The sequence below is a fragment of the Streptomyces sp. NPDC002386 genome (assembly GCF_053593175.1).
In genome coordinates, this window is sequence record NZ_JBSFBX010000016.1 from 60,086 (window position 1) to 81,062 (window position 20,977).

Here is a 20,977-nt window from a genome sequence, read left to right on the forward strand (position 1 = left end):
TCGGATCCTCACCGTTCGTGGTCGTGGCCGCCGGACGCGGCGTCTTCGGTGTCGTGGCCGTCCGCGGCGTCCGGATCGCCGTCGCCGTACGCGGCCTGTTCGAGTTCGCTCAGCACCTTTTCCTCCACCAGTTCCGCCAGGGCGGCGACGGTGCGGGAGACCAGGACGTCGCGGGGGGTGAGCGGGACGCCGAACGCGTCGTCGGCGCGGGAGGAGATGAGCAGGGCGCGCAGCGAGTCGCCGCCGAGCAGGAAGTAGTCGTCCTCGGCGCCCACGGCCGTCTGGAGGATCTCCTCCCAGATGTCCGCGAGCACCTCCTCGGTGGGGGTGCGGGGTGCCACGTACTGGGGCCGGTCCCGTTCCGCGGCGGCGGCCGGGGCGGGCAGGGCGGACCGGTCGGTCTTGCCGTTCTCGGTGACCGGGAAGCGGTCCAGCACCACGAACGCGGACGGCACCATGTACCCGGGCAGCGAGCGGGCGGCCAGCGCCCGCAGCCCGGCGGGGGCGGGCGGTTCGGCGCCGGGGGCCGTGAGCAGGTGGGCGACCAGGCGCGGCAGGCCGGGTTCGTCCTCGCGTACGGTCACCACGGCGTCCAGCACGCCCGGATGGCGCACCAGGGCCGCCTCGACCTCGCCCGCCTCGATGCGGTGGCCGCGCAGCTTGAGCTGGTGGTCACCGCGGCCGAGGTAGTGCAGTTCGCCCGCGCTGTCGCGGCGCACCAGGTCGCCGGTGCGGTACATGCGGCTGCCGGGCGGTCCGAACGGGTCGGCGGTGAAGCGGGCCGCGGTCAGTCCGGGGCGGCCCGAATAGCCGCGCGCCAGTGCCGGACCGCTCAGCCACAGTTCGCCGGTGACGCCGTCGGGGACCGGCCGCAGCCGGGCGTCCAGGACGTAGGCACCGGTGGCGGGCAGCGGGCGGCCGATGGGCGGCGCGGCGCCGTCCGCCGTCAGCGGGGCGGTCCAGGTGGCGACGACGGTGGCCTCCGTGGGGCCGTAGGAGTTGACCATGCGGTGGTGCGGTGCCCAGCGGGCCACGAGTTCGGGTCCGCACGCGTCGGCGCCCACGGTCAGCGTCTTCAGGTCCGGCAGGGTGCCGGGGGTGCCGTCCGGCAGGGTGGCGAGCGCGGCGGGGGGCAGCAGGGTGTGCGTGATGCGCTCGGCCCGCAGGACGTCGGCGAGTTCGGCTCCGAGCAGCGGTCCCGGCCGGGGTACGACGAGCCGGGCGCCGTGCGGCAGGGACATGCACAGCTCCAGCACGGAGGCGTCGAAGCTGGGCGTGGCGAAGGCCAGGACCCGGTCGCCGGGGGCGACCTGGTAGTGGGCGGCCTCGGCCGCGGAGAAGGCGGCGAGGCCGCGGTGGGTGACGACGACGCCCTTGGGGGTGCCGGTGGAGCCGGAGGTGTAGATGACGTAGGCGGGATCGTCCAGGTCGAGGGGGCGGGTCCGGTCCGCGTCGGTGGGCCGGTGCCCGGGCGTGCCGTCCGGCGGGGCGGTGAGCAGGCCGGCGATCTCCTTGGCGTCGAGGGTGAGGGCCGGTGCCGCGTCGCGCAGCATCAGGGCGATGCGCTCCTCGGGGTAGGCGGGGTCGACCGGCAGGAACGCCGCGCCGCTCTTCGTGACCGCGAGCTGCGCCAGCACCATGTCCGCCGAGCGGGGCAGCAGCAGGGCGACGAGGTCGCCGGGTCCGGTGCCCCGCGCGATGAGCCGGTGCGCGAGCCGGTTGGCCCGTTCCTCCGTCTCCGCGAAGGTCAGTGGCGCGCCGGCCGCGTCGAGCGCGGGTGCGGTCGGCCACCGGTCGACGGCGGCCTCGACCAGGGCGGGCAGGGTGGCCGCGGGGACCGGGCCGAGCTCGGGGCGGGCCGGGCCGCGCAGCAGCCGGTCGTGCAGCTCCGGCGGCAGGACGTCGAGGTCGTCGAGGCGGGCGGTGCCGTCCGAGGCGGCCAGGACGTCCAGGGTGTGCAGCAGCTGCTCCGCCAGCGAGAGGGCGCTGGCCTCGTCGAAGCACCGCGGGTCGTAACCGAGTTCGACGGTCAGCCGGTCGCCCGGTGAGACGACCACGGTGAGGGGGTAGTTGGTGGCCTCGCGGGCGTCGAGGTCCCGCAGGGCGAGCCCGTGCGCGCCGGCGGTGGCGTCGCCGACCGGGTAGTTCTCGAAGACCACCAGGCTGTCGAACAGGGCGGCGCCCGGCGGAAGTCCGGTGAGGGCGTGCAGCGCGCCGAGGGGCAGGTGGTCGTGGCGGCGGTCCTCGGCCCGGGCCTCCTGGAACGCGCGCAGCCAGGCGTCGCAGCGGGCACCGCCGTCGACCTCGGTGCGGGCGGGCAGGGTGGTGATGAACAGGCCGGTGATGGTGTCGGCGCCGGGCAGGTCGGCGGGCCGCCCGGAGACGGTGGTGCCGAAGCACACCTCCCGCTCCCCGCTCCACCGCGACAGCAGCAGCGCCCAGGCACCCTGGACCAGCGTGTTGAGGGTGAGACGGTGCCGCCGGGCGAACTCCAGCAGCCGGTGCGTCCGTTCGGTGCCGAGCCGCCGGGACAGCCAGGTGCCGGAGCGGGACGTGGTGTCCGGGGCGGGCCTGCGGTCGTAGGGCAGCGGGGTCGGGGAAGCGAGACCGGCCAGGGCGCCGCGCCAGTGCTCCTCGGCCTGGCGGTCGTCGCGGGCGGCGAGCCAGGCGGCGTAGTCCGCGAACGGCCTGCGCTCGGGCAGCCGGGGCCGCTCGCCGCGGACCAGGGCGGCGTGCGCGGCCGTGACGTCTGCCAGGACGTGGAAGACGCTCCACCCGTCCAGCACGACGTGGTGGAAGGTCCACACCACGCGGACCGCGTCCGGGCCGAGCCGGACGAGGGCGAGCCGCAGCAGCGGGGCGCGGTCCAGGGCAACGCCCCGGGCCCGCTCCTCGGCCAGCAGCCGCTCCAGCTCCGCGGCGTGCCGGTCCGCCGGGATCCCGCTCCAGTCGTGTTCGGTGACCGGGAGGGTCACGTCCCGGTGGACGACCTGGAGCGGCACGGGTACGCCGCGCAGGGCGACGGAGGTGCGCAGCACGGGCGTCCGGTCGACGACGTGCCGCCAGGCGGCGGCCAGGGTCCGCGGGTCGCGGGCACCGTCCGCCACGAAGGTGATCTGCTCGACGTAGAGGCCGTGTTCGGCGTCGTCCAGGCCGTGCATCACCATGCCGGCCTGGGTGGGGGTGAGCGGATAGACGTCCGCCACGTCCGTCCCGTCGCCGACGAGCCGGTCGACGGCCGCCTGGTCCAGGGGGGCGAGCGGGAAGTCGGACGGGGTGCGGCCCCCGGCGCCGGGTTCGGCGCAGTGCCGGACGATCGCGCGGAGTTCCGCGGTGAGTTCGGCGGCCAGCCGGGCGACCGTCTCGCGCCGGTGCACCTCGCGGGAGTACGACCAGGTGAACTCCAGCCGGTCGCCGGTGACCCGGCCGAGCACGTCGAGGAGGTACGGCCGGTCCGCGGCCGCGTCCATGCCGCCCGAGAGCCCGCCGTGCGGAGCGCGCAGCAGGCCGCCCGGCGTGCCGGTGCGGTCCTGCCGGCCCAGGTAGTTGAAGCAGACCGGCGGCAGGGCGGGCAGCTCGCGGCCCGCCGTGGGGTGCAGGAAGCGCAGCGCGCCGTAGCCGAGCCCGCCGTGCGGCACGGCCCGCAGGTTCTCCTTGACGGCCTTCAGCACGCCGCCGGTGTCGGCGTCCCGGGGCACGTCCAGGGCCACCGGGTACATGGCGGTGAACCAGCCGGCGGTCCGGGCGAGATCGGTGTCCTCGAAGAGTTCCTCGCGGCCGTGGCCCTCCAGGGTGACCGCCACCCGGTCCCGCCCGGTCCAGCGGGCCAGGACCCGGCCCAGCGCGCACAGCAGGACGTCGTTGACGCGGGTGCGGTAGGCGTCCGGCACGTCCTGGAGCAGCCGGCGGGTCTCCTCGGCGTCGAGTCCCGCGGTCACGCTGTCCTCGTCGGCGACGGTGTTGGCGCCGCCGGGGTGGTCCGTGGGCAGCTCCGTACCGGCGTCGAGGCCCCGCCAGTGGGCGAGTTCGGCGTCGAAGCCGCCCGCCTCGGTGTGCTCGGCGAGCCGCCGCGCCCACGCCTGGAACGAGGTGCTCTTCGGGGCGAGTTCGGGCCGCCGGCCGTCCCGCAGCGCCCGGTGGGCGGTTTCCAGGTCCTCCAGGATCAGCGGCCAGGACACGGCGTCCACGACCAGGTGGTGCGCGGCGAGCAGCAGCACCGGCCGCCCGTCGTCGCCGGGCCGGCACAGCGCGGCCCGCAGCAGCGGCCCGCCGGCCAGGTCGAACCCGGCGCCCAGGGCGGCGGCCACCTCGTCCGGTGCCGCCCCGTCGTGCACCTCGAGATGCGGGTCGCGGTCACCGGGCGCGGTGCCGTACTGCCGCCACCCTCCGGTGCCGCCCTCGGCCGGTCCCGTCTCGAGCCGCGTCCGCAGCGCGTCGTGGTGCTCCAGTACGGCGCCCAGGGCGGCCCGCAGCACCGCCTCGTCGGGTTCCTCGGCCAGCTCGTAGGAGACCGTCTGGCTGAAGTGTGCGGGGTCGCCGGTAAGGGTGTCCAGGAGCCAGTGCTGCACGGGGGTCAACGGGATGTCACCGGTCACCGGGCCCTGCTCGGCGACGACGGCGGACGCACGGGGATCGGGCGTCCGCTCGGCCGCGGCGGCGAGTTCGGCGAGGGTCTGGTGGGTGAACAGGTGCCGGGGTGTCAGGGTGAGTCCGGCGCGGCGGGCGGCGGAGACGATCTGGATGCCGAGGACGGAGTCCCCGCCGAGCGTGAAGTAGTTGTCGTCGGCGCCGACTTCGGCCACGCCCAGCACGTCGCACCAGATGGCGGCGAGCGTCCGCTCGGCGTCGGTGCGCGGCGGCCGCGCGGACGTCCCGGCGGCCGGCGCGGCCCACTCGGGCACGGGCAGCGCCCGCCGGTCGAGCTTGCCGGTGGCCCCGAGCGGCAGCCGCTCCAGCGGCACGACGAGAGCGGGGACCAGGTGGTCGGGGAGCGTACGGCCGAGGAAGGCCCGCAGTTCGCCCGTGTCGGGCAGACCGGTGGGCCGGTTCTCCGCGCGGCCGTCGCGGGGACGCGGCACGGACGGCTGCTCGCCGGCTGAAGCCGGCGCGTCCGGCGAGCGCGGCACCACGTAGCCGACCAGACGGCGGTGGCCGGCGTGTTCGACGACCCGGGCCGCTGCCGCGGCCACGGCCGGGTGGCGGGCCAGCGCGGCCTCGACCTCGCCGAGTTCGATGCGGAAGCCGCGCACCTTGACCTGGTCGTCACCGCGGCCGAGGTAGACGAGGTCGCCGTCGGCCGTCCAGCGGACCAGGTCGCCGGTGCGGTACATACGGCCGCCGGGCGGCCCGAACGGGTCGGGCAGGAAGCGGCCGGCGCTCAGGCCGGGGCGGCGCAGATAGCCGCGGGCGACGCCGGTCCCCGCGAGGAACAGCTCGCCGGGCGCGCCGGCGGGCACCGGGCGCATCCGTTCGTCCAGGACGTAGGCGCGGGCGCCGCCGAGCGGCCGGCCGATCGGCGGGTCGCGGTCGGGGTCGGCGGGGTCGCAGGTGAAGGCGGTGGCGTAGACGGTGGCCTCGGTGGGGCCGTAGATGTTGCGCACCTGACTGCCGGGGACGGCCGCGCGGACCCGGTCCACGGTCCGGGCGGGCAGCCCCTCGCCCGCCAGGACGACCGTCTCGGCGGTGATCCTGACGGCGTCCTCGGCGAGCAGCCGGTCCAGGGCGGAGGGCACGGCGCTGAGCAGCCCGGCCCGCCAGGGCCCGGGACGTTCGGCGAGGGCCAGCAGGTCGCGGACGATCTCCACGCAGCCGCCGGACAGCAGCGGCGAGAAGATCTCGAACACCGACACGTCGAAGTTGAGCGAGGTGGACGCGACCACGTGCTCCAGTCCGCGCCCGGTGAACTCGGCCGCGGCCCAGTCGGTGAGGGCCAGTACGGACGCGTGGCTGACGACCACGCCCTTGGGTCGGCCGGTCGAGCCGGAGGTGTGGATGACGTAGGCGGGATGCGCGGGCAGCAGGGCGCCGCGGCGTTCGTCGTCGCCGACGGGGGTGTCCGCCGGCTCGCCGACGGGTCCTTCGTCCAGCAGGATCCGGGTGAAGGAGCCCTCGGGCAGCCGGCCGGCGGTCTCCGCGGCGGTGATCACGGCGTCCGGGCGCACGTCGTCGAAGAGGAACGCGACGCGCTCGGCCGGGTACTGCGGGTCGACCGGCAGATAGGCGGCGCCGCTCTTGAGAACGGCGAGGAGCGCCACCACCAGGTCGGCGGTGCGGGGCAGGCAGAGCGCGACGAAGCGCTCGGGCCCGGCGCCGGCGGCGACGAGCAGCCGGGCCAGCCTGCTGGAGCGGGCGTCGAGTTCGCGGTAGGTGAGGCAGGTGCCGTCGTGGCGGACCGCCGGGGCGTCCGGGGTGCGCTCGGCCTGGCGCCGGAACGCCTCGGGAAGGGTCCCGTGCGGTGCCTCGGCCACCGGTCCGCCGAACCGGGCCAGCAGCGCCCGCCCTTCGGCCGGGTCCAGCAGCGGCAGCGCGGCCAGGCGGCGGTCGGGTGCGCCGGCCATCGCGGTCAGCAGGGTGCGCAGGCTCTCGCCGAGCGCCTCGACCGTCGTGGCGTCGAAGGCGTCCGGGTCGTAGTCCAGGTTCACGGCGAGGGTGTCACCGGGCGCGACGATCACGCTGAGCGGGTAGTTCGTGGGCTCCAGGTCCCGCTCCTGCTCCATGGCCAGGCCGTGCCTCGCCAGGGAGCCCTCGTCGAAGGGGTAGTTCTCGAACACCACGATGGAGTCGAACAGGCCGGTGCCGCCGGGCACCTCGCTCCACGACTGCACCTGCGCGAGCGAGACGAAGTCGTGGCGGCGGGCCTCCGCCTGGGCCTCCTGCAGTTCGCGCAGCCAGTCCAGCAGCGGCCGCCGCCCGTCGACGCGGGCCCGGGTGGGCAGGGTGTTGATGAACAGGCCGACCATCGAGGTGACGCCGGGCAGTTCGGCGGGCCGGCCGGAGACGGTCGTGCCGAACACCACGTCGTCCCCGCCGCCGTAGCGGGACAGCAGCAGCGCCCAGGCGCCCTGGAGGACCGTGTTGAGGGTCAGGCCGCCCCGCTGTGCGGTCTCCCGCAGCCGGGCCGAGACGTCCGCGCCGAGGGTCATCCGGACGGACCCGGAGGAGGAGGCGCGGTGGGCCTCGGCGGGCCGCCGGTCGCGGGGCAGTCCGGTGGGCGCCGGGAAGCCCGCCAGGGTGGCACGCCAGTACCGCTCGGCGCGGCCGGTGTCCCGCCCGGCCAGCCAGCGCAGGTAGTCGGCGAAGGGCCGGCGCCCGGGCACGTCCGGCCGGCGCCCCGCCGTCAGCGCCGCGTACCGCTCGCACACCTCGTCGAAGACCTGGGCCGCGCTCCATCCGTCGAGCAGCACGTGGTGGAACGTCCACACCAGCCGTACCCGGTCCGGCGACAGCCGGATCAGCATCAGCCGCATCAGGGGCGCGGCGCCGAGGTCGATGCCCTTCTCCCGGTCCTCGGCGAGCAGCCGGTCCAGCTCGTGCCCGGTGCTCCCGGCGGGCCGTCCGGACCAGTCGTGGTGGGTGACGGGCACGGTGGCCCGGTGCCGGACGACCTGGAGCGGTTCGGGGGTCTCCCGCCACACCAGGCGGGTGCGCAGCACCGGGTTGGCGTCCGCGGTGTGCTGCCACGCCTCGGCGAACGCGTGGGGGTCGGTGACGCCGGACAGCACCATCTGCGCCTGGTTGACGTAGGTGCGGCTGTCGTCGTCGAGCAGGCTGTGGAAGAGCATGCCGGCCTGCATGGGGGTCAGCGGGTGGATGTCCGCGACGTCCCGGCCGTTCCCGGCGATCCGGTCCACGGCCGCCTGGTCCAGCCGGGCCAGCGGGAAGTCCGACGGGGTACGGCCGCCCGCGTGCGGCAGGGCGCAGTGCGCGACGATGTCGCCGAGCGCCCGCAGCATGCCCTCGGCGAGCGAGGTCACGGTCTCCGCGCGGTGCCGTCCGGCGCTGTAGTACCAGGTGATCTCCAGCCGGTCGTCCTCAACCCGGGCCACGACGTCCAGCAGGTGCGGCCGTTCGGTGCCGGGTGCCTCCGCGCCGCCGAGGCCGCCGGGTACGGACCCGACCAGCGCGCCGGTGTCGGCGGACCAGTCGAAGCGGCCCAGGTAGTTGAAGGTGATGCCGGGTCCGGGTGCGCCGGTGAGCCGCTCGTCGCGGGCGAGGTGGCGCAGCACGCCGTAGCCGAGTCCGCGGTCGGGTACGGCCCGCAGCTGCTCCTTGACCGACTTCAGGGCGGCGCCCCAGTCCCCCGCCGGGACGGTCAGGGCGACGGGGTACAGGGAGGTGAACCAGCCGACCGTGCGGGACAGGTCGACGTCCTCGAAGAGCTGGTCCTCGCGGCCGTGCCCCTCCAGGCCGACGGCGACCGTGTCGCGTCCGGCCCAGTCGGCGAGGACCCGGCCGAGCGCGGTGAGCAGGACGTCGTCGATGCGGGTGCGGTAGACGCCGGGGACACGGCGCAGCAGGCCGTCGGTGCGTTCGCGGTCCAGCCGGACGGTGACCTCGCGGACGTCGGCCATGGTGTTGCCGCCGTCGCCGTCCACGGGCAGCGGGCCGGCGCAGGCGCGGGCGGTGCGCTCCCAGTGGGCGATCCCGTCGGCGAACCGGCCGTGGTCGCGCAGCCGGCGGGCCCACTCCCGCACGGAGGTGGTGCGGCCGGGCAGCGTGACGGGTTCGCCGGACGCGGCCTGCCGGTAGGCGGTCTCCAGGTCCTCCAGCAGGATCCGCCAGGAGACGCCGTCGACCACCAGGTGGTGGGCGACCAGGAGCAGCCGGGCGGGCCCGGTGCCGTCGTCGGTGAACAGACGGGCGGCGAGCAACGGGCCAGTGTCCAGCCGGAGTCCGGTGTGCGCGGCCGTGGTGACGTGTTCCTCGTCGGCCCGGTCGTGGACCTGGAGCAGGTCCGGGAGCGGGGTGTCGGCGGCGGCGACGTCCTGGCGCCAGGTCCCGTCGCCGTCGAGGGCGAACCGGGCGCGCAGGGCGTCGTGGTGCGTCCACAGGGCGGTGAGGGCGGCGCGCAGGGCGTCCTGGTCGACGGCGCCCGCCGCCTCGACGACGACGGACTGGTTGAAGAACTCGGGGTGCGCGGGGCGCGGGTCGAGGAACCAGTGCTGGATCGGCAGCAGACCGGCCGCTCCGCCGACCGGTCCGGTGCCGGCGACGGCGGGCGCGGCGCCGCCGGTGGCTGCGGCGAGTTCGGCCACGGTGGGATGCCGGAAGAGATCGCGGGGACTGAGCGCGAGTCCCGCCGTCCGGGCCCGGGAGACCACCTGGATGCTGAGGATGGAGTCGCCGCCCAGCATGAAGAAGTTGTCGTCCACGCCGACCCGGTCGACACCGAGCAGTTCGGCCCAGATCGCGGCGAGGATCCGCTCGGTGTCGGTGCGCGGGGCGCGGTGGGCCCGCTCGCCGCCCGCCGACCAGTCCGGGGCGGGCAGCCGGCGCCGGTCGACCTTGCCGTTGGCCGTCAGCGGCAGTTCCGGCACGGTGACGAACGCGGCGGGCAGCATGTAGTCGGGCAGCCCGGACGCCAGGTGGGCGCGCAGTTCGGCGGCTGGGGGGACCGGGGCGGCGCCGGCCGGCACCAGGTGGGCGGCCAGCCGCTTGCGTCCGGCGTGCTCGTACAGGGAGACGACGGCCTCGGCGACGGCCGGATGGCCGGTGAGCAGGGCCTCGATCTCGGCGGGTTCGACGCGGAAGCCGCGGATCTTGATCTGGTCGTCGGCTCGGCCGACGAAGTGCAGTTCGCCGTCGTCGCTCCAGCGCACGATGTCGCCGGTGCGGTACATGCGGGTGCCGGGCGGGCCGTAGGGGTCGGCGAGATAGCGGGCGGCGGTCGCCCCCGGCCGGTCCGTGTAGCCCCGGGCCAGGCCGGCCCCGGCGATGTACAGCTCGCCGACGACGCCCGGGGGCTGGGGCTGGAGGGCGGCGTCCAGGACGTACACGCGGGTGTTGTCGAGCGGGCGGCCGATGGGCAGCACGGCGGGCAGCGGGTCACCGGACCGGAAGTAGCGGCGGGTGGCGAAGGCGGTGGTCTCGGTGGGTCCGTAGACGTCGACGACGGTCAGGCCGGGGCAGGCGTCCAGGACCCGCCGCACCACCGCGCCCGGCACGGCCTCGCCGCCCGTCCACACCTCGCGGGCGCCGCGCAGGCAGCCGGGGTCCTCCTGGGCGAGCAGGCGGAACAGACCCGCGGTCAGGAACAGGCAGCTCACCCGCCGCTCGGTGACCGCGCGCCGGACCTGGGCGGCGTCCACGTCGGTGGGCGGGGCGAGGACGGCCGTGCCGCCGCGCAGCAGCGGCACCCACACCTCGTAGGTGGAGGCGTCGAAGGCGTGCGGCGAGTGCACCAGGACCCGGTCGTGCCCGTCGAAGGACCGGTCCAGGGCGAGCGCGACGACGTCCCGCTGGCGCACCGCGACCCCCTTGGGGGTGCCGGTGGAGCCCGAGGTGAACATGAGGTACTGGACGTTGTCCGGGTGGACGGCGTGGGCGGGGGCCGGCCCGCCGGCGCCGGAGCCGGCGTCGGCGCGCAGGACCCGGTCGGCCGGCAGCAGTTCCCGGGCCGTCTCCTCCCAGGCGGCGTCGGTGAGCAGCAGGCCGGCGCGGGCCTCGGTGAGCATCCGGCGCAGCCGCTCGGCCGGTGCCCTGCCGTCCAGCGGCACGTACACGCCACCGGTGCGCACGAGCGCGAGCTGGGTGACGATCAGCTCGGCGGAGCGGTCCATGAGGACACCGACCGCCTGTTCCGGCCGTACCCCGAGCCCGGCCAGCCGGGCCGCCAGCTCGTCGGCGCGGGCGTCCAGTTCGCGGTAGGTGAGGCGGTCGTCCCCGGCTTCCAGGGCCACGGCGTGGGGTGTGCGGTCCACCTGTGCGGCGAACAGGGCGGCGACGGTGGTGCCGGGCAGCTCGGTGGCCGTGTCGTTCCAGGTGTGCAGCACCTGCTCGCGGCGGTCCGGACCGAGCAACGGCAGCCGCGCGGGCGGCCGTCGGGAGCCGGTGGTCATCCCGGTGAGCAGGACGGTCAGGTACTCGGCCATGCGGGCGGCGGTGCCGGCGTCGAACAGCTCGGGGTCGTAGCCGAGACGCAGGGCCAGCTCCGTACCCGGGTAAGCGGTCAGGCTCAGCGGGTAGTTGGTGGTCTCGACGCCTTCCAGACCGGTCAGGCGCAGCCCGTTGACGGTGGCGAGGTCGTCGTCCACCGGGTAGTTCTCGAAGACGACGATGCTGTCGAACAGCCCGACCCGGTCCGGGAGTCCGGTGAACGTCTTCATGCGGGTGAGCGGCAGGTGGTCGAAGCGGCGGTCCTCGCTCTGGTCCTGCTGGAGCGCGCGCAGCCAGTCGGCCAGGGTGCCGTCGCCGGGGACGGTGACCCGGGTGGGCAGGGTGGTGATGAACAGGCCGGTCATGGCCTCGGCGCCGGGCAGCTCGGGCGGCCGGCCGGACACGGTGGTGCCGAACACCACCTCGTCCAGGCCCGCCTGGCGGGCCAGCAGCAGCGCCCAGGCGCCCTGCACCAGCGTGTTCAGGGTGAGCCCGGAGGTGCGGGCCAGTTCTTCCAGCGCCCGCGTGGTGGCCGCGGGCAGCACGCCGTGGACCGCGTGCGTGGACTCGGCGCGGTGGGCCTCGCGCGGCTCACGGTCGTAGGGCAGCGCGGTGGCCTCGGTCAGGCCGGACAGGCGGCGCCGCCAGTGCTGTTCGGCGGCCTCCGGGTCGCGCCGGCGCAGCCAGGCGACGTAGTCCCGGTAGGGCGGGCGGTGCGGAAGGCTGCCGGGGTCCGTCCCCGAGTGGTGCGCGAAGACGTCCGAGAGCACCTGGAACATGCTCCAGCCGTCGAGCAGCAGATGGTGGAAGGACCACACCACGCGCACCGCGGTGGCGGAGACCCGGGCGAGCAGCAGCCGCTGGAGCGGGGCCCGTCCGAGGTCGATGCCCTCGGCACGGTCCCGGACCAGCAGGTCGTGCAGCCGGGCGCCTCGCTCGTCCTCGGTCAGGTCGCGCCAGTCCAGGTGGGTGACGGGCACGGCCGCGTGGCGCTCCACCACCAGCAGGGGTTCGGGTACGTCCTGCCAGAGGACCCGGCCGCGCAGCACCTCGGCGCGGTCGGTCACGTGCTGCCAGGCGGCGGCCAGGGCCGCCGGATCGGGCACACCGTCCAGGACGAAGGTGAGCTGCTGGACGTAGACCCCGCGGTCGTCCTGGGACAGGCCGTGGAAGAGCATGCCCGCCTGGGTGGGCGTGAGCGGCAGCACGTCGGACACGGCGGCCGGGTCGGCGCCGGTGATCCGGTCCACGGCGGTCTGGTCGAGCCGGGCCAGCGGGAAGTCGGACGGGGTGCGGCCGGCGGCTCCGGGCCGGGCGGCGTGCCCGGCGAGGTCGGCGAGCGCGTCGGCGAAGCGTCCGGCGAGGTCCGCGACCGTGTGCTCCTGGCCCGGCCGGTCCGCGTAGAACCAGGTGAACTCCAGGCTGTCGCCGACGAGTTGTCCGACGACCTCCAGGGTGTGCGGGCGCTCGGCCGCGGGGTCGGCGTCCAGCTCCAGCGGGCGCACGGTGCCCCGGTAGAGGCCGTCGGGGTCCTCCGGAGTGTCCATGCGGCCCAGGTAGTTGAAGCTGATCCGGGCCGCCGCGGTGCGCGGCGCCGCCCCGGGGCCGGCCAGCCGGCGCAGCGCGTCGTGACCCAGGCCGTGCCGCGGTACGGCGCGCAACTGCTCCTTGACCCGCTTCAGTACGGCGTCCCAGCCGGCGTCCTCTGGGACGGAGAGCGCGACGGGGTACCGGGTGGTGAACCAGCCGACCGTGCGGCTGATGTCCAGGTCGGGGAAGAGTTCCTCGCGGCCGTGTCCCTCGACGTCCACCACCACCCGGTCCAGGCCGCTCCAGCCGCACAGCGCTCTGCCGAGGGCGCTGAGCAGGACGTCGTTGGCCTGGGTGCGGTAGGTGTCGGGCAGCGTGCGCAGCAGGGCCGAGGTCGCCTGCGGGGTCAGGCGCACGGAGAGCGAGCGCTGCGCCGCGTAGGTGCCGGGGCCGCCGGTCAGCGCGTCGGGCAGGGCCGTTTCGGTGCCGGGGACCGCCTCGGCCCAGTAGCCGCGCTCGTCGTCGAAGCCGCCGTCGGCCGCGTGGGCGTTCAGTCTGCGGGTCCACTGCCGCAGCGGGGAGGACTTCGCGGGCAGTGCCGCGGACCCGTCCCCGCCGGCGCGGCGGGCGCGGTACGCGCGGTCCAGGTCCTCCAGCAGCACCCGCCAGGAGACGCCGTCGACCACGAGGTGGTGGACGGCGAGGTGCAGCACGCCGGGCCCGCCGGCGCCGGGGTCGTGCAGCACGGCCCGCAGCAGCGGTCCGTGGGCGAGGTCGAACGGGCCGAAGTGCGGGGTGTCCGTCTCCGGGCCGGTGTGACGGGCCAGGCGGAGGCGGGGCGCCCGCTCGTCGACGGACCAGGCGGCCGCGTCGGGCGCGTCGCCGGGGGTGAAGCGGGAGCGCAGGGCGTCGTGGTGGGCGACCAGGTCGTTCAGGGCCTCTTCCAGCGCCTCCGGGTCCAGGTCCCCGGGCAGCCGGACGGACAGCGCCTGCGAGAAGTGGCCGGCGCGTTCGCCGGCGGTGCCGAACAGCCAGTGCTGGATGGGCGTGAGCGGTGCCGGGCCGCAGGCGGCCTCCGGCTCGGGGGCGGCCCCGCGCGGGACCGCCGCGGTGTCCGCGCAGTGCGCGAGGGCGGCCACCGTCTGGTGCCGGTAGACGTCCCGCGAGGTGAGCGGCAGACCCTCCTGCCGGGCGCGCGCCACCACCTGGATGCTGAGGATCGAGTCGCCGCCCAGTTCGAAGAAGTTGTCGTCGACCCCGACATGCTCCACGCGCAGCACCTCGGCGAGGATCGCGGCGAGGGTCCGCTCGGTGGGCGTGCGGGGTGCGACGCGCCGTGCCGCGCGCACGGCGGGACCGGGGTCGGGCAGGCGGCCGCGGTCGAGTTTGCCGTTGGGGTTGAGCGGCAGGGCGTCCAGCACGACGACGGTCGACGGGACCATGTAGTCGGGCAGCGTACGGCCGAGTTCGCGGCGCAGGGCCTCGGGTTCCGTCCGCTCCCCGGCGGCCGGGACGACGTAGCCGACGAGGCGCCGGTGGCCGTCGGTGGCGGTGGCGACGGCCGCCGCCTCCGCGACGCCCGAGCAGCCGCGCAGCGCCTCCTCCACCTCGCCGAGTTCGATGCGGAAGCCGCGGACCTTGACCTGCTGGTCGATCCGGCCCACGTACTCCAGCCCGCCGTCGGGGCGCCGGCGGACCAGGTCGCCGGTGCGGTACATGCGCTCCCCCGGCGCGCCGAACGGGTCGGCGACGAACCGGGCGGCGGTGAGTCCGGGGCGGTTCAGGTAGCCGCGGGCCAGGCCGCCGCCCCCGAGGTACAACTCGCCGGTGACGCCCACGGGCTGGGGCCGCAGGCGGCCGTCGAGGACGTAGCAGCGGGTGAGCGCCACCGGACCGCCGATGGGCGGGGCCTGCTCCGGCAGCCGGTCGCCGGCGACCCAGGCGGTGGCGTACACGGTGGCCTCGGTGGGGCCGTAGATGTTGGCGATGCGGCAGCCGGGCATGGCGGCCCGCAGATCGTGGACCGTCTGGAGGGGCAGCGCCTCACCGGCGAGGACGACGGTGTCGGCGGTGACGGGCGCGGTGCCGCCCGCGATCAGCCGCGAGACGACGGACGGCACGCCGCTGAGCAGGCCGGCCCGCCGGGGCCCGGCTCCGTCGGCGAGGGCCGGCAGGTCGGCGACCACCTCGACGGTGCCACCCGCCATCAGGGGGCAGAGCAGTTCGAAGACCGAGACGTCGAAGTTGAGCGACGTGGAGGCGATCACATGGGCCAGCCCCTCGGCGCCGAACCGCTCCCCCGCCCACCGCGCGAGCGCGCCGACGCTGCGGTGGGTGACCACCACCCCCTTGGGGCGGCCGGTGGAGCCCGAGGTGTAGATGACGTAGGCGGGGTGGTCCGGCAGCAGCGGCCGCAGCCGGTCGGCGTCGGTCAGCGGCGTGTCGGCCGCGTCCGGTGCGGCGTGGTCCTCCAGGAGCAGCGGCGCGCACTCCGGCGGCAGGGCCGCGGCGGTCTCGCGGGTGGCGATCACGAGCGCGGGCCCGGCGTCGTCGAGCATCAGGCGGACGCGCTCGGCGGGGTAGGCCGGGTCGACGGGGAGGTAGCCGGCGCCGGAGGCGAGCACCGCCCACAGCACGGGCACGAGGTCGGCGGAGCGCGGCAGGCAGAGCGCGACCAGGGTCTCCGGGCCGGCTCCGCGTGCGACGAGCAGCCGGGCCAGCCGGCCGGCGCGCCGGGCGACCTCGGCGTAGTCCAGCCGGACCGGGCCGCAGACGACGGCGGTACGGTCCGGGGTGCGGGCCGCCTGGGCGTGCAGCAGTCCGGGGAGCGTGCCGTACCCGGTCTCCCGTGCCGGGCGGGCGGGCGGATTCCAGCTGTCCACCAGCGCGCGCTGTTCGTGGGGCGCGAGCATGGGCAGTTCGGCCAGGGTGCGGCCGGGCCCGTCCGCCATGCCCGCCAGCAGCCGGTGCAGATGGGCGGTCATCCGGGCCACGGTCGCCGCGTCGAACAGGTCGGTGTTGAACTCGGCGGTCAGCACGCAGCCGCCGTCCGCGTCCGGCGTGAACTCCAGCACCAGGTCGAAGCGGGCGGCCGGGCGCGGCAGCGGATGTCCGCCGACACGCAGGCCGCCGGCGAGCGGCCGCGGCGGAAGCCCGGTCTGCTGGACGACGACCGCCTGGACCAGCGGGGTGCGGCTCGGGTCGCGGGGCGGGGCCAGTTCCTCCACCACCCGGTCGAACGGGACCCCGTCGTGGGCGAAGGCGTCCAGCACCGTCGTCCGCATGGTCTCCACGAACCGGTCCACGGTCGCCCGCTCGTCCACCTCGCCGCGGAGCACGACCGTGTTGGCGAAGAAGCCCGGGACGTCCTCCAGGTCCCGCCGGCCGCGGCCGTTGGTGACGGTGCCGAACGCGATGTCGCGCTGTCCTGAGTAGCGGGAGAACAGCAGGGCGGCGGCGCCCGCGAACAGGGTGAACAGCGTGGTGCCGCGGCCCGCGGCGAGCTGCCGCAGCCGGTCCGTCAACTCCGCGGGCAGGGCGTGCCGGTGGGCGGCGCCGGCGGTGGTGCGTACGGCGGGACGCGGCCGGTCCGTGGGCAGCTCGAGCTGCGCGATGCCCGCCAGGTGGCGTTTCCAGTAGGCCAGATCGCCGGTGTCCGTGTCACCGGCCCGCCGCGCCCGCTCCCACACCGCGAAGTCCGGGTACTGCAGGGCCGGTCGCGGCAGTGCGTCGGGCTCCCCGGTGGTCTCCGCGTGGTAGAGGGCGGTGAGTTCCCGGGTGAGGATGCCCACCGACCAGCCGTCGGTGACGATGTGGTGCTGGGCGAGGAGCAGCAGGTGGTCGTCGGTGGCGATCCGGACGAGCAGGGCCCGGGTGAGCGGGCCGGCCGCCAGGTCGTACGGACGGCTCAGCTCCTCGGTGAGCAGGGCCTCGGCGGCCTCGGCGCGACGTGCTTCGGGCAATCCGGCGACGTCGGCCGTCCGCAGGGGCAGCTCCGGCTCGGGCGCGACGCGCTGGACGCCCTGGCCGTCGACCGTCGGGAAGGTGGTGCGCAGGGAGGCGTGCCGGGCCGCCAGGCGGAGCAGGGAGCGGCGCAGCGCGTCGGGGTCCAGCGCGCCGCGCAGCCGCAGGGCCACACCGGTGTTGTACTCGGTGCCGCCCGCGGTGAGGTCGTCCAGGTACCAGAGCCGGCGCTGCGCGCTGGACAGCGGCAGGCCGCCCTCGTGCGGGACGGTCGGGATCGGCTCCGGCGCCACGGCGGCCGACGGGTCGGCGAGCAACGGGGCGAGAGCGGCGACGGTCCGCGCGGTGAAGACGTCCCGCACGGTCAGCCGGACGCCCAGCTCGTCCCGGACCCGGGCGAGGAGACGGGCGGCGAGGATCGACTCACCGCCCAGGTCGAAGAAGTCGTCGGTGACCCCGACCTCGTCGGCGCCCAGGACATCCGCCCAGATCGCGGCGAGCGCCCGCTCCTCGGCCGACCGCGGCCCCACCCGGCCCGCCGGGACGGCGCGCTCGGGAGCCGGCAGCGCCCGCCGGTCTATCTTGTGCTGCGGGGTGAGCGGCATCCGGTCCAGCACCACGACGGCGGAGGGCACCATGTGCGCGGGCAGCACCGCGGCCACGGCGGCGCGCAGGGCGGCCGGATCGAGGGAGCGGGCGGGCGGCGGGGCGGGAGCGTCCGCGGCGGCGGGCGCGGAGGGGCCGGTGGAAGCGGCCGGGTCCGCGGCGGACGCCCCTTCGGACGGGGTGACGTAGCCGACGAGGCGCCGGCGGCCCGGTTCGTCCTCGCGGACCACGACCACGGCCTCGCCGACCGCTCCGGCGCCGGCGCCGCGCAGCGCCGTCTCGATCTCGCCCGGCTCGATCCGGAAGCCGCGGATCTTCACCTGCCGGTCCAGTCGGCCCAGGAACTCCAGCTCCCCCTCCGCGGTCCGGCGGACGCGGTCCCCGGTGCGGTACAGGCGGGCGCCGGGCGGGCCGAACGGGTCGGCGACGAAACGCGCGGCGGTCAGGCCCGGGCGGCCCAGGTAGCCGCGGGCCACGGCGTCGCCGCCCACGAACAACTCGCCGTCCGCGCCGGGCGGTACGGGCCGCATCGCGGCGTCGAGCACATGGACCCGGGTGTGCGGCAGGGCTCCGCCGATCGTCGGCGTGCCGCGGCCGGCGCCGAGCGGTCCGGTCCAGGTGGCGACGATCGTGGTCTCGGTCGGACCGTAGCTGTTGATCATGCGGCGGCCGGGTGCCCAGCGGTCGACGAGCCCGGCCGAGCAGGCCTCGGCCCCCACGATCAGCGTGCGCAGGTGGCGTGCGGTGCCCTGGGCGGGGTCGGGCAGGGTGGCCAGCGCGGCGGGCGGGATGAGGGCGTGGCTGATCCGGTGCTCGTCCAGGACCGCGGCGAGTTCGTCACCCAGCCAGGGCCCGTGCGGCGGTACGACGAGCGTGGCACCGGACAGGACGGAGACGCACAGTTCCAGGACGGAGGCGTCGAAGCTGGGCGAGGAGAACTGGAGGACCCGGTCGCCGGGACCCACCGCGTACCGTTCGGCGGCGGCCGAGGTGAAGCCGCCGATGCCGCGGTGGGTGACCGTCACGCCCTTGGGAGTGCCGGTGGAGCCGGACGTGTAGATGACGTAGGCCGCGTGGTCCGGGCAGACGTGTCCCGCGTCCTCGGTGTCCGGCGGCTCGCCGGTGCCGAGCAGTTCGGCGACCCGGCGCGGATCGTCCAGGGTGACCGCGGGCCCGGCGTCGGCGAGCATCAGCGCCCGGCGCTCGGCGGGGTAGGCGGGATCCACGGGCAGGAAGGCGGCGCCCGCCCGGGCGACGGCCAGCTCCGCCGCGATCAGCTCCATGGATCGGGGCAGGACCAGGGCCACGACCCGGTCGGGCCCGGCACCCCGCCGCACGAGGTGTGCGGCCAGCCGGTCGGCGCGCACGCCCAGTTCGCGGTACGTCCAGGTGCGCCGCCCGTCGGTGAGGGCCGGCGCGTCCGGAGTGCGGGCCACCCAGGCGGTGAAGAGCTCGCCGAGCGTCGGACGCGCCGGGTCCGTCGCGCTCTCCGGCGCGCCGGCGGCGTTGCCGGCCTGCGGCTCGGAGGACGCCGGTGCGGGCTTGTCGTGCAGGTCCGTCATGGGTCAAGTCCTTTGGAGAGCGGGACGAAGCGGCGCGGGCCACACGGACGACCCCGGACCGCCTCGGGAGCGGTGCGCCGGATCGGAGGTGACACGCCGGTGTGCGAGACGGCGGGGCGGTACTGCGGTGCGGTCGGCGGGGCGGCGGCCTGGTGCGGGAGCGGACGGTGAGCGGTGCGGCGGCTCGGTTCCGGAGCGGACGGGTGAGCCGGGCAGCGGCTCGGGGCGGGAACGGACGGGTGGGCGGGCCGGCCGAGGTGGGGCGGGACGGTGTCGCAGGGGACGGCCGGCGGGAGCAGGTGGGCGAAGAGGTCACCGGGCCGGTGACCGGCCCACCGGCCCCCGGGCGGTGGACCACCCGGCGGGCGGCACGCCGTCGGGGCCGATGGGCAGGGCCACGGGTACCGGTGACCGGAAGCGTCGGCCCGGCGGCCCGGCGGTCGAACCCGCGGCGCCGCCGGCCGGCGGGCCGGCGCCGATGCCCCGCCGTCCGGCCCGGCATGCGCCCCCGGGCCGGATCCGGCCGGAACCGCTCGGCCCGACCGGCCCGGACCGCACGCCGGTCGGCGGCCCCGTCACCGGAAGGACCGGGCGACGGGACACCGGCGGGCCTTTCCGGAGCGCCGGGGACGGAGCGCCGGCGGCGACCGGATGGATCCGTACCGGTCGTGTCCGCCCGCCCGTACGCCGGGGCGGGATCCACCGGCGGCTGCCGAAGCCCGGCGGACCCGCCGCGGAAGGCCGCCCGCGACCGCCGGATCCCGCCGCGCCGTAAGGACCGCGCCGGTGCCGCCCGGGACCGGGGCTCAGCCGTCGTCGGTACGGCGTGCCGTGCGCCCGGATATCTGGACCCGGTCGACCCGGCCGGTGGCCGGATCGCGGTGGAACCTGCCTCCCGGTTCGAGGCGCCCGGTGGCCGGATCACGCAGATCGCAGGACAGGTCGGCGTAGCAGACCAGCGGAAGGTGCAGATCCCCGTCCACGGACAGGGCCGGCGCGCCGTCCGGGCCGGGTTCTATGCGGTAGGTCGTGGTGCCGTTGCGATAGGTGCCCGCGCAGTCGGGCAGGTCCACGGCCCCGCCCCGGTCCACGACCTTCGTGCCGGCGGGCACCCGGATGCCGGCGACCCGGCCCAGTTCCTCGGTGAGGTCGCGCCAGAGCGCGGTGGCGGCCCCGGCGTTGCCCGTGAAGGCGACCACCACGCCGCTCTCCGGGTCCACCCGCAGATGGCAGGACGTGCCCTGGGCGTTTCCGTCGTGACCGCACCAGACACGGCCGTCCCGGTGGAAGAGGGCGAGCCCGGCGCCCCAGCCGTCGGCGAGCGTGCCGGGGCGGGCGGCGGTCTCGGCCCGGCGCATCTCCTTGGCGACGGCGGGCGGCAGCACGTCCGAGCGGCCGGTCAGCGCGTTGCCGAGGGCGGCGAGGTCCCGGGCGCTCGCGAGCAGCGCGCCGGCCGGCGCCTCCAGCGGTGCCAGGTTCTGGCGGGCCGGGACGGCCAGCCCGGTGGCGGTGTTGACGGCGTGCCCGGCGGCCACCGGGCGGCCGGGCGCGGAGTCACCGACGAACGCGGGCACGATGCCGAGGGGTTCGAGGAGCAGGGCCCGCATCGCCTCGGGCCACGGCATGCCGGTCACGGTCTCCACCAGCCGTCCGGCGGCGACGTAGCCGGCGTTGGAGTAGGAGAAGTCGGTGCCCGGCGCGAACAGCAGGTCACGGTCGGCGCAGACGGCCGTGAGGTAGCGCGCGGCGGTGGTCGCGGCGGCGGTGTCGGAGTCGGGCCCGGTGGGCAGTCCGGCTGTGTGGCTGAGCAGTTGACGGATCGTCACCTCGGGTGTTCCGCACAGCTCCGGAAGGTACTCGGCCGCGGGTTCGTCGAGGTCGAGGTCGCCGTCGTCGGCCAGGAGCATGACGAGCGCGGCCGTGTAGGGCTTGGTTATCGATCCGAGCGGGACCGCGGTGTCCGCGGTGAGGGGGCTGCCGGTCGTGACATCGGCCGTGCCGGTGTGCACGTCGACGACGTCGCCGCCCGTGTCAAGGACGAGCTGGGCGCCGGGCACCCGGTGGATCCTGGCCAGGGCGTCGAGGCGGTCCTGCAACTCCCGGTGCGACAGGGACGGCGTCCCGGCGGCCGCCGGAGCGGCGGGGGTGATGTACGGCATGAGAAGGGGACTCCCGTTGGGTGGGTCTCATGTGCGGGTGTGCCGGTCCGGCCCGTACGAGCG

2 protein-coding genes are annotated in these 20,977 nt (G+C 76.3%); both read right to left on the bottom strand.

Features of this window, described 5'->3' with window-relative positions:
* Positions 1–8 precede the first annotated feature (8 nt).
* Entirely contained in the window at positions 9–18,755 is an 18,747-nt protein-coding gene (locus ACWCPN_RS28310; protein ID WP_451211552.1) for a non-ribosomal peptide synthase/polyketide synthase, read from the bottom strand.
* An 806-nt stretch (positions 18,756–19,561) separates the two neighbouring features.
* The gene (locus tag ACWCPN_RS28315) at positions 19,562–20,914 is read right to left on the bottom strand and encodes a serine hydrolase domain-containing protein (RefSeq protein WP_451211555.1); all 1,353 of its coding nucleotides are present in this window, start codon (positions 20,912–20,914) and stop codon (positions 19,562–19,564) included.
* Between the last annotated feature and the right edge of the window lie 63 nt (positions 20,915–20,977).